Annotated in this window: 6 protein-coding genes and 1 pseudogene; 3 read left to right on the top strand and 4 right to left on the bottom strand. The window is 67.7% G+C overall.

Annotated features, from left to right (window positions below):
- Positions 1-7 precede the first annotated feature (7 nt).
- Both EDD93_RS32775 and EDD93_RS32770 read right to left on the bottom strand, forming a co-directional pair.
- Entirely contained in the window at positions 8-1,348 is a 1,341-nt protein-coding gene (locus EDD93_RS32775) for an ABC transporter substrate-binding protein (protein WP_185092600.1), read from the bottom strand.
- A gap of 122 nt (positions 1,349-1,470) precedes the next feature.
- Positions 1,471-2,472 carry a LacI family DNA-binding transcriptional regulator gene (locus EDD93_RS32770; RefSeq protein ID WP_123529566.1) on the bottom strand — a complete coding sequence of 334 codons (1,002 nt, stop codon included), beginning with the start codon at positions 2,470-2,472 and terminating at the stop codon, positions 1,471-1,473.
- A 234-nt stretch (positions 2,473-2,706) separates the two neighbouring features.
- Between EDD93_RS32770 and EDD93_RS32765 the strand changes: the two genes are divergently transcribed.
- Together EDD93_RS32765 and EDD93_RS32760 are read left to right on the top strand one after the other, a co-directional pair.
- Positions 2,707-3,849 carry a mandelate racemase/muconate lactonizing enzyme family protein gene (locus EDD93_RS32765; RefSeq protein ID WP_123529564.1) on the top strand — a complete coding sequence of 381 codons (1,143 nt, stop codon included), beginning with the start codon at positions 2,707-2,709 and terminating at the stop codon, positions 3,847-3,849.
- Between the two features lie 237 nt (positions 3,850-4,086).
- Complete coding sequence (locus tag EDD93_RS32760) at positions 4,087-6,237, top strand: DUF6351 family protein (protein ID WP_260256048.1); 2,151 nt, start codon at positions 4,087-4,089, stop codon at positions 6,235-6,237.
- Positions 6,238-6,611: 374 nt separating this feature from the next.
- Here the strand turns inward: EDD93_RS32760 and EDD93_RS32750 are convergent, their stop codons facing one another.
- Together EDD93_RS32750 and EDD93_RS32745 are read right to left on the bottom strand one after the other, a co-directional pair.
- Positions 6,612-8,573, bottom strand: coding sequence for a YncE family protein (locus tag EDD93_RS32750; RefSeq protein WP_123529562.1), 1,962 nt, complete (start codon positions 8,571-8,573; stop codon positions 6,612-6,614).
- A gap of 475 nt (positions 8,574-9,048) precedes the next feature.
- On the bottom strand, positions 9,049-9,873 hold the full coding sequence (locus EDD93_RS32745) for an IS5 family transposase (protein WP_123523990.1): 825 nt from the start codon (positions 9,871-9,873) through the stop codon (positions 9,049-9,051).
- A gap of 298 nt (positions 9,874-10,171) precedes the next feature.
- Here EDD93_RS32745 and EDD93_RS32740 point away from each other — a divergent pair.
- A pseudogene (locus EDD93_RS32740) lies at positions 10,172-10,592 on the top strand (transposase); the annotation flags it as partial.
- Between the last annotated feature and the right edge of the window lie 671 nt (positions 10,593-11,263).

Here is an 11,263-nt window from a genome sequence, read left to right as displayed (position 1 = left end):
GGGCCGGCTACTTCTGGTCTGCGGCGAGCTTGGCATTGACGTCCTTCTCGGCCGAGGCCAGCAGGGAGTCGATGTCGGCGTCGCGCTTGGTGAGCACAGCCTGGACCACCGGGTCGAGCGCGGTGTACAGCTTCTGCGCCTGGTACGGCGGCTCCGGCCTCAGCTTCAGGGTCGAGAGGCCGTCGATGTACGGCTTGAAGTTCCGCAGCTTCACATTGATGTACGGCTTGATCGCGGCGTCGATCTCGGTCTGCCGCTTCTTGTCGAAGACCGGCAGTGTCGGCACGCCCACCGCGGACTTCGGGTCGGCGGAGAGCGCCTTGGCCTGCTCGGCGGCGATCTCGGTGCTGTACTGCGGCTTGGCGTAGGCGAAGGTCAGCCACTCGACGGCCGCTGCCGCGTGCTTCTTGTCGGCGGACTTCGGGACCATGTAGATGTCGCCGCCGGTGAGTGTCGCGTCGCCGCCGGACTGCGGCATCGGTGCCGCTCCGAAGGCGTCGGTGTTCTCCATGCCGAACTGCATCTTCGCCAGTCGGTACGTCCCCGGGCTGCCCATGAACATGCCGACCTGCCCGGCCGCGAACTGCTTGATCACGTCGTTCTGGTTGTTGAGGAGGGTTCTGCCGAGCGAATCGTCCTTCCAGCGCATGTCCTTGAGCAGCCGGAGGCCCTTCTTCGTCGGCTCCCCGGTGAGCGTGGCGGTGTACGTGCCACCCTGCTCCTTCTCCAGCTCGCCACCGAAGGCGTACGACAGCATCGTCAGCTGCCAGCCGCCCTGGTTGTCCTTGGACTCGTGGACGAAGCCCGCCTTGCCTGTGCTGTCGCTGATCCTCTTGGCGGCGGTGCGGACCTCCGCCCAGCTGGTCGGCGGTCTGTCGGGGTCGAGGCCTGCCTTCTCGAAGAGCTCGCGGTTGTAGACCAGGCCCTGGGCGTAAGGATTCTGCGGTACGCCGTACACGTCGTCGGCGCTGTCGGTGAGCGGCTGGAGGACCTGGGGGCTGAACTCCTTGAAGTGCTTCCACTCCTTGAGCTGCGCGGTGATCGGCTGCACCTGCTTCTGCTGGATGAGCCGTTGCGGCTCGGTCAGCGGCACCTTGATGACGTCCTCGACATTGCCGCCGGACAGCTTCGCGGAGAACGTCAGCGGGTCGAAGACCGTGGTTGAACCCTTGACCTTGATGCCCGGATGGGCTTTCTCGAAGTCGGCCACCTGCTTCTTGAACAGGGCGACTCCCGGCTTGTCGGTGGCCGGCGGCATGCCCTGCACCCGCAGCACGAGATCGCCGTCCCCGCCGGCGCTGCTCGGGGTGAGGGAGGAACAGCCCGCGAGGGTCGCGGTCAGCGCCATGCAGCCAAGTATGGCCGCATAGCGGGAGTTTCTGGGCATAACGGCTCCAAGAAGGGCAGGAGTGGGCTCGGTGCGGTGGAGTGCGGGGTTTTGTTCGTTGTGGCGGTGTGCTGCGCCGTGGGTCAGTGGGCGGGCGCGGGGCCCGTCGAGGCGCGGGGGATGAGGCGGGAGCCGATCTCCACGAAGGGGGATGCGACCTCAAGCCCTTGTCCGGTTCGGCCTGTTGCTCCCGCGATCGTCTCGATCAGGAGGTCCCCCGCGCGCGTGGCGATCTCTTCGGGGTCGATCCTGATCGTGGTGAGGCTGGGGGTGGACACGGAGGCGAGCAGCGTGTCGTCGATGCCGATGACGCTGACGTCGCGTGGCACGCTCACGCCGAGGTTGGCCATCTGGTGCAGCACGCCGAGAGCGACCAGGTCGTTGTGGGCGATCACGGCCGTCGCGTCGTGGGCGGCGACGAGGGTGGCGGCGTGCACGCCCGTCTCGAACCGCGGCTCGTACGGTCCGAGCTCGGACAGGGAGAGGTCGAGCGCCTCGAAGGACTCCTGGATGGACTTGCCGCGGCTCAGCTCGGCGCGGGACGCGTTGATGAAGACGCAGCGTCGATGGCCGTACGCCTTCAACTGCTCGGCGGCCTGCGCGATGCCGGCGGACAGCGAGATCCGGACCTCGGGGATGCCCGGCACATGACGGTTCACCACCACCAGTGGCATCCGGCCGGCGAGTTCATGTAGCCGGTCCTCGGTGAGGGTGGAGGCCCACAGGATCAGGCCGTCGACCCGCTTCGAGACGGCCGCGATGGCGGCCAGCTCGTCCGCCTCGCGCTCGTCGCTGTCGGCGACCAGGACCGTGTAGCCCAGCTGCCGGGCGCGGGCCTGCATCGCTTTGATGATCGGCGGGAAGAACGGGTTGGCGATGTCCGGGACGATCAGGCCGAGCGTTCCGGTGCCCCCGCCGCGCAGTGAACGGGCCGCCGGGTTGGGGGAGTAGCCGAGCTTGGTCGCGGCGTCGAGGATGCGCTGCCGCGTCGTCGGCTGCACCTGGTCGGGTGCGGTGAACGCGCGGGACACCGTCGACACCGAGACTCCCGCGGCGCTCGCCACCTCCCGGATCGTGACTGCCACGAACGGCCTCCTCGTCGTCATGAGCCGGGGGACCCCGGTCGTCTCGCATCTGAATCCTGCGAATGACGTTGATGTTTGCGAACGTTCCCATGCGTGTCAAGACGTGTGTCAGGAGTATTTCATCGAGGAAAACCTTCTGGACGCACGGGTCTTGCGCTTCGGCTCGACTGCTGTTGATGATGTGCTCTCAAGAACGGCACTGAAATTGCGGGAACGTTTTCATAGAGGAGCGGAATGAAGATCACCGGCCTGGAAGTGCTGACTCTCCCCGACCACGGCGACAGCATGATGCTGGTCGTGGTCGACACCGACGAGGGCATCCACGGCCTGGGCGAGGTCGGCATAAGGTCGCGCCAACGGGCGGTAGCGGGCGGGCTGGAGCACCTCGCGGAGCTGATCGTCGGCGAGGACCCGCGACGGATCGAACACCTCTGGCAGGTGATGTTCCGGCGCGGGTTCTTCCCCGCGGACCGCATACTCGGCGCCGCCATCGCAGCGGTGGACGTGGCCCTTTGGGACATCCGCGGCAAGGCGCTCGGCGTACCGGTGCATGAGCTCCTCGGCGGCCGGGTGCGTGATCACGTGCCCGCCTATGTGCATGTCGGCGATGGCTACCACGACCGCGCGTGGTTCCTGGACCGCTGCCGCGACCTGGTCGCCGAGGGCTGGCGCCATCTGCGGTTCGCCTCGCCGCACGACGCCGATGGCACGCTCGACGCCCGCCGTTGTCTGCGCGACTCGGTCGACCTCTTCCATCAGGTGCGGGATGCGGTCGGCGACGAGGTGGAGCTGATCCTCGACGTCCATACGCGCCTGGATCCGCCGGAGGCGGTGACCCTGTGCCGGGAGATCGAGGCGGCCCGCCCGTACTTCGTCGAGGACCCACTGCGCTGCGAGAACCCGGACAGCTACCGCATGCTGCGGGCCCGCACCGGCGTTCCGCTGGCCGTAGGTGAGCAGTACGGTTCCAAATGGGAGTTCAGGACGCTCATCGAGGGCGACCTCATCGATTACGCGCGCGTGGATGTCGGGGTGGCCGCGGGCCTGACCGAGGCGAAGAAGATCGCGGCGATGGCGGAGACCCACCACATCAAGCTCGCCACCCACAACCCGCTCGGCCCGGTCACCGCCGCCTCCTCGCTCCAACTCAACCTGGCCTGCCCGAATGTGGCGGTCCAGGAGCACCAGACCGACCCCGATCCGGCCATCGCCGCCCTCTTCACCGCCCGGCCGACGATCCTGCCGGGGCGGGTGGAGCCGAGCGAACTGCCCGGCATCGGCGTCGACATCGACCGGGAGGCGGCGCGCCGGTACCAGGCCGCGGCGGCCGAGCGCCCGCACTTGCGCACGGCGGACGGGGCGTTCACCAACTGGTAGCCGCACAGGGCCGGCCCGCCGCGCGGGCCGGCCCCTGCGGGATCAAGGCCACGTACAACCCTTGCCCCATCCGGTACAGCACAGGACGCCGGATAGCAGCGGGCCCCTTCCGGCCACTGGCCGGGAAGCCGCACACCATGACAACGGGACATACGCATCGCCGTCCCGGCGGGCCCCCGGCCCGCGTCCGCACACCGAGTACGAATTCCGACTCCAGGAAGTGGGGCGAGTCCCGTCGTGTCGTTCACAGGAGCCGCGAGGCCGGTCGAACTGGGCCTTGTCGGCATAGCGTTCATGGCCGTGCTGATAGGCGCGTCGGCGACGCCGGCCGACAGCCAGGAACGCGAGAAGCTGCAGCTGACGGCCGTGTCGTCGCGGCCCGGCACGGTGTCGGGAGACGACGCCCTGATACGTGTCGCGGTGCCCGCGTCCATCGCGGCCGACAAGGTCCGGGTCGAGGTCGGGGGCCGGGATGTGACCTCGAGCTTCCGGCCCTCCGGCGACAACGCGCTGATGGGCGTGGTGAAGGAGCTGTCCCAGGGCGACAACACGCTCACGGCCAGGGCTCAGGGCGCGGACGCCGGGCAACTGACCGTGAAGAACCACCCCATCACGGGGCCGGTGTTCGCCGGGCCGCACGAACAGCCGTTCGTCTGTGACACCGCCGAGTTCAAGACGGTCACCGGCACCACCCTCGGGCAGCCGGTCGACCAGGACTGCTCGGTCAGGACCCGCGTCGACTACATGTATCGCACCACGGCCGGCACGTTCGTTCCGTTGCCCGACCAGAACGTCCGTCCCGCCGACCTGGCTACCGCCACGACCAGCGAGGGCAAGGAGGTGCCGTACATCGTCCGCGTCGAGACCGGCACCATCAACCGAGGCATCTACGAGACGGCCGTGCTGCACGACCCGAAGTCCGGCACCCCCGACCCGCTGGAGCGTGGGCAGGGCTGGAACGGGCGCCTCGTGTACGGCTTCGGCGGGGGCTGCAACGGCGGCTGGTACGTCCAGGGCCGCAACACCGTCGGCATCATGAACGACACGTATCTGAGCAAGGGCTACGGCGTCGCATCGTCCACGCTGAACGTCTTCGGCAACAACTGCAACGACCTGCTGGCCGCCGAGACCATGAGCATGGTCAAGGAACGCTTCGTGGAGACGTACGGCGACCCGGCCTTCACCATCGGGAACGGCTGCTCAGGCGGCTCGTACCAGACCCACCAGATCGCCGACAACTACCCGGGTCTGCTGGACGGCCTTCTCTCCGGCTGCAGCTTCCCCGACGTCGGCTTCGGGACGATTCAGACCCTCAGCGACGCCCAGCTCCTGAACCACTACTTCAGGGAAGTCGCGCCGGACGCGTTCACCAAGGAGCAGCAGAGGGCGGTCTCCGGGTTCGGCAAGTGGGAGAGCATCGGCAGCCTGGCCAGGGCCGGCGGCCGTATCGACCCTACGGTGTTCTGCCCGCCCCAGCTGCCCGCGGAACAGCGCTACGACCCCGCAACCAACCCGGGCGGTGCCCGCTGTGACGTCTACAGCCACGCCATGAACGTCTACGGCGAGGTACCGGGGACCGGGAAGACGCGCAGGCCGCTCGACAACACGGGTATCCAGTACGGACTTGAGGCCCTGAACAAGGGGACCATCGACATCGACCAGTTCATCGACCTGAACCGGCGTATCGGCGGCCTCGACGACGACGCCAAGCCCGCCGCGCAGCGTACCGTCGCCGATCTCAAGGCGGTACGGACGGCCTACCGGACGGGTCGCATGCTGAACGGCGGTGGCGGCCTCGCCGACGTCCCGATCATCGACTACCGCGACTACACGGACGACGCGGCGGCCGGCGACATGCACATGCGCTTCCAGTCCTTCTCCACCCGGGCGCGCCTGGACAAGGCCAACGGCACCCACGCCAACCAGGTCATGCTCACCCGCTCCAACGGGCACGGATTCACTCTCGCCGGGATGCTGTCCGACATGGACCATTGGCTCACCGGCATCGAGGCGGACTCCGGCAACGACGCCCCCATCGAGAAGATCGTCCGCCACCGGCCGCAGGGTCTCACGGATGCCTGCTGGACCCGTGGCGTCGGTGCGAAGAAGATCGCGGAGCCCCAGATCGAGGGCATCGACAACACCGAATGCAACACCCTTTACCCGGTGTGGACTTCGCCGCGGATGGTTGCCGGAGCCGATGTGGCCAACGACATCGTCAAGTGCCGCAAGCGCCCCGTGGTCCGCTCCGACTACCTGGTGCCGGTGACCGACAGCCAGTTCACGGAGCTGAAGGCGATCTTCCGGGACGGTGTCTGCGACTGGTCCCAGCCCGGGGCGGGTCAGCAGGGCCTCGCCGGTACGTGGCTCTCCTTCGACCCGAAGTGACAGGACCGCGGCAGGTGAGCCGGAACGGGGACAGGTGCGTCCTCCCGCTTCGCGAAGCTGTCGGGCGACGACGCTTCTCCCCGCACCCCGCCTCGGCAACGACACGGTCCACCAACTCAGGCGGACACGACCGAGTCAAGATCCCCAACCCCAGGCGCTCCAGACGCGAGACAGACACGAATGGCCCAACGCGCTGCCTGCCCCAAAAGCAACGGCATTGTCGTGGTCAACAAGGGGGGAAGTCATGCCGGGCCCGAAGGCCGGGAGCCCCATTGCGGAGCCAACGAAGACGGTAATGGGAGGACAGTAGAGGGGCGCGTCTCCGGGTGGGACGCGCCCCTGACGTCACAGTCTCGAAGGACGTCGATTGTGCATCAGCTGGTGAACATGAAGTACTTCCAGCTCCCGTGCGTCGTCGAGTTGACGGTGTCTCCGGATGCGGAGTTGACGTACGAGGAGCGCACGCGGGCGCGGACGCCGGACTTGCCGGAGTGGCCCAGGCTGACGGCCGACTTTCCGTTGGTGCCGAGCTTGAAGTACTCGGTGGCCCCGTCGTACCACTTGCCCTGGTAGTACACCTGGATCTCGAGCCGCTGCTTGCGGCCCTTGTAGTAGCTCATCGTCGTCGTGGAGATGACGTTGGTGTTCTTGTGGAAGTAGCGGTACGTCGTGGAGCCGATCTTGCCGGTCTTGTAGTACTTGGACAGCGCCGTCGAGACCTTCACCCGGGCGTACGCGGTGGACTTGACCGATTTCGGGGCGTAGCGGGCGTCGCCCTTGAATACGACGCTGACCGCGGTGTCCCGGGTCATGGCCAGGGTGACCGACAGGTTGCCCTTGGAGTTGACCTTGCCGGTCTTGACCCGCTTCTTCGGCTTGTCCGCCCCGAACGGGTCGGCCCAGATCTCGACCGTGCGGTTCTTGTACGTCGTGCCGAGGTGCGCCGTGAACGCGACTTTCCTGGCGTAGCTGTACACCTTGCCGTTGTTGTTCAGCGTCAGTGTGGGCGTGGCGCGGGAGACGTTGACGGTGTCCGAGGCGGTGGCCGAGGTGTGCGTGGCGTCACCGGCGTACCTCACCGTGTACGTGACCTTGCTGCCGGCCGGCGGGGTGTCCGTGAAGGAGAACTTGCCACCCGTGCCGAGCCGCTTGGTGCCGAGCGACTTCCCGTTCGGCGACTCCATGTCGGTGCGGGTGACGGCCAGCGGGGTCCCGGCGGGCAGCGCGAGGGCGGCGGTGAGCGAGCCCTTGACGGTGAGCGACTTCGCGCGGGGGGCGGTGGCGGGGGCATCGACCTTGAGCGCGCCGACGTACTTGCGGGGCTCGTCGATGGCGTGGAACTGGGTGAACTCGGAGGACCCGGTCAGCACGAACAGCTTCCGGCCATCGGCCGACCAATTCATCGAGTGTCCGAACCAGGGCATCCATTTAGGCGACAGGTTGCGGACGCTGGCGGGCTTGCCGCTGCCGCCGGCGAACACGTACGTGTCCCCGAGGTCGTCGGTGTCGAGGACGGTCGCGGCGACCGTGCCGTCCGGAGCGACGCTGACCGTCTCCGGCTCGTCGGGGACGGGGTAGCTGCGCACCTGTTTCAGGTCCGAGAGCCGGTACTCGGTGAGCGCCCGATTCCCGGGCCCCGCCACGACGACGTTCTGGCCGTCCGGCGTGAGAGCCGCGTCCTTGTAGAAACCCCCCTTCTCGGCAGAGACGCGGATGACCGGGGCACCGGAGGAGATGTCATAGACGACGATCGGGGCGGAGCTGATGTGCGAGTCGAGGGCAAGCAGCGTGCCCGGGTTGGCGGGGCTCGCGTAGAGCTCGGGAGGGCTTGCGAAGTCGTGTCCGGCCGCCAGGTCCAGCGTCACCGTGGGAGTCTCGGCCGCCAGGTCGACGGAGCCGAGCCCGGAGTCCCACTGGTCCCCGTATCCGAACCACAGCTTGCCGTCGGCAAAGGCGAGCCGGGAGGGGATGGTCTTGTCGCCGGTCGGGTACTCGGCGGTCTGCGTGAGGGTCACGGTGTCAATGGCGACGATCTTGTCGGCGCCGTAGACCGCCGCGTACAGCGTGCCCGAGTCCGGGCTCAGTTCGAGGTCACGGACCTCGGGCAGGCCGGTGAGCGTGGCGACGGCCTTGCCGCTGTAGTCAGTGACGACGATCTTGCTCTGGTACCGGTCGCTGAAGTACAGCCGCTGGTGGACGCCGTCGACGACCGTGTCGTCGGCGTCCGAGACCGCGATGGGTCTAGTGGTGTCGGCGGACGCCGGTGCGGCGGTGAGTACCGCCGAGCTGAAGAGGGCCGCCAGTGCGGTGGCGGCCGGGAGAGTGCGTATACGCACGATGGTTCGAACCCCCCGGAACGAGTATGGGGCCACTGCATGCAGCTATCAGGTGGCAGTCGATGTGTGCGACATGTGCTGCACGTGTGACGGATGAGCGAAGAATAGGTCATGCCACCGACAACATAAGCAGGGGCCCGCCCCAAGAGTCCGTGATCCACTGGGCCGCACTCACCGGGAGCGCAGCGCCCTGGGGCGGGCGGTCGCACAGCCCCCGCGCCAGGGAGATCCGACATCCTGCGGCAGACGACCAGTCTGCTGCCGGGGAGGTGCACCCCGCGGGGCCGGTGCGAGAAGACCGCGGCCATCTACCTGGCCGGACTCCACATCGCGGGCATCTCGCCGGCCGCCTCCCAGCCGGCCAGCGGCCCGGCCGACGACGGAAGTGCCCCCGTGCCGCGGGGACCGACGGCCGAGGAGGCGAACCATCGGTGCTCAGTGAGCGTTTCGTTCTCCGATGTCTGTTTCATTTGGTCTAGGTGTCGCGCCAGTTGAGGGTGGTCTCGTGGGTGAGGCGGCGGGTCATGAGGTTGATGGCGGCCAGCTGGATCATGGCTGCTGATCGGTGGGGGTGGGTTTCGTAGTCGCGGGCGAGGCGGCGGTGGTGCATGAGCCAGCCGAGGGTGCGTTCGATGACCCATCGGCGTGGCTGGACGTGGAAGCCTCTGGTGGTGGGGTCGCGTTGGACGATCTCGAGGTCGATGCCGAGGTGGGCGGCGTGTTCGACGGCTTTGGTCTTGTAGCCGTTGTCGGCCCAGGCTTTGCTGATCGTTGGGTGGAGTGCGGCGACCTTGGTCATGAGCTGGGTGCCGGCCGCGGAGTCGTGGACGCTCGCGGCGGTGACGGCGACGGCCAGGAGGAGGCCGAGGGTGTCGGTGACGATGTGCCGTTTGCGTCCGATGATCTTCTTGGCCGGGTCGATACCTTGGCTGGTCAGGGGGACGGTGGCGGAAGTCTTGATGCTCTGGCTGTCGATCAGGCAGGCGCTGGGCTGGCTCGCGCGGCCTTCGGCCTTGCGGACCTTGCCGCGGAGGATGTTGGTGAGCTGGTCGAAGATGCCGTCGGCTTCCCAGCGGGCGAAGTAGCCGTAGACGGTCTGGTGGGGTGGGAAGTCGTGGGGGAGGTAGCGCCAGGGAATGCCGGTGCGGTCGACGTAGAGGATGGCGTTCATCAGGGTGCGTAGGTCGTGGGTGGGCTTGCGGATGCCGGCGCGGGCCTGGCGCCAGGCTTCCAGCGTGGGGCGGATGAGTTCCCAGCGGGCGTCGGACAGGTCGCTGGGGTAGGACTGTGAGGGCTGCATGATGCCTGGGTACGCGGCGGCAGCCGACCTGGGCAGGGCGTGCGGCGAGGCATCCGGGGCACCAGGGCGCGAGTGCGCAGACCCGCATGAACCAGGTTGCTTCTGAATGAGACGGGATCTCTCATCAGAAACCCGGTGCATTACTGGTCCACGGATTGCCGTATAAGCCACTTCCCCGGCGAATCACCGCTCAGGGGACTTCGCTTGACCGCTCAGAATCGCAGCCAAACACCTGATATGCGAACCAAACGCTCACTCAGAGGTCATCTCATTTGGGTGACTCGGCATTCTGTGAGGCATGGTGGGGATCGTTGAACGGCTGGTGCCGGACGAGTTGTGGGGGCTGGTGCAGCGGGTCGTGCCGGAGGCGCCGTCGCGGCCGCAGGGCGGTGGTCGGCGTCGGCACGGTGACCGGGAAGTACTGGCCGCGATCGTCGTCGTGGCCACGTCAGATTGCACCTGGGAGCAGCTGCCGTCGGCGCCGTTCGGTCCGTCCGGAGCGACGGCCCACCGGCGGTTCTCGGAGTGGTCGAAGGGCGGAGTGTGGGCCAAGCTCCACCGCCTGGTCCTCCACGAACTCGGTGTCCGCGGCGAGCCGGACTGGTCGCGGTGCGCGATCGACTCGGTGAACATGCGAGCCCTGAAAAGGGGACCTGACAGGTCCGAATCCTGTCGACCGGGGCAAGTACGGCTCGAAGATCCACCTGATCACGGAACGGTCAACGACATCGGCATCGACGAAGAGGAGATCACCATCGCGCGGGCCCCGCGCCGGGGTGATCGCTGGGTTCTGATGTTCGGTGACGGCAGTGGTGCTGAGCGCCAGGTGATGGCATCTGCGCACGACCGGCTGGCCGAGTGTGTCGAAACGATCGTCGAATGGGTAACGGACCCTCTGCACACGGCGGGATCCAAGCTACTTGCCGCCCTCTCGGAACAGGGCATGGCGACGCACGACGGCCATGTCAGCATCAGCTACGAGATTTCGCTCCGGCCTACTAGCGCTCCCCTGGAGGTCTAGAACTCCGTCTTCCTGCCTATTGGTTCGGGCCGCAGCCTGTTCATCGAAGGGGGCCCGGGGGCCCGGGGTGGCTGGACGGTGTTCCTGTACGACGAGCTCGGCGCGCCTGGATGCGATCCGTTCGTCACCGTCGGAACCGGTGACCCGGCCGACGGCCCCGCGACGGATGCCTCGCTCATTGCCCAGTGGCTCGCTGCATACCAGCGCTGATCCTTCTCGGCAAGCCGGCCGGGCGGGCGCTCGGAGGGAGGGGTGAGGCGGGAGTCCCGCTCCCCCTCCGAACCCCGGTTAGCCAGTGGTCGTGAGGTGTCGCCTCACGGCCACCGAGCCGACGGGACGCCGGCCGGAGACGCAACGCGGCCGACGGGG

It is taken from the genome of Streptomyces sp. 840.1, from assembly GCF_003751445.1.
Classification (GTDB): Bacteria; Actinomycetota; Actinomycetes; order Streptomycetales; family Streptomycetaceae; genus Streptomyces.
The sequence above is the reverse complement of the archived record's forward strand: the minus strand, read 5'-3'. Positions and strand labels throughout refer to the sequence as shown.

Excerpts from the sequence above, each read along its gene's own strand:
- EDD93_RS32775 (WP_185092600.1), bottom strand. The coding sequence starts at position 1,348 with ATGGCGCTGACCGCGACCCTCGCGGGCTGTTCCTCCCTCACCCCGAGC.
- EDD93_RS32745 (WP_123523990.1), bottom strand. The coding sequence starts at position 9,873 with ATGCAGCCCTCACAGTCCTACCCCAGCGACCTGTCCGACGCCCGCTGG.
- EDD93_RS32765 (WP_123529564.1), top strand. The coding sequence starts at position 2,707 with ATGAAGATCACCGGCCTGGAAGTGCTGACTCTCCCCGACCACGGCGAC.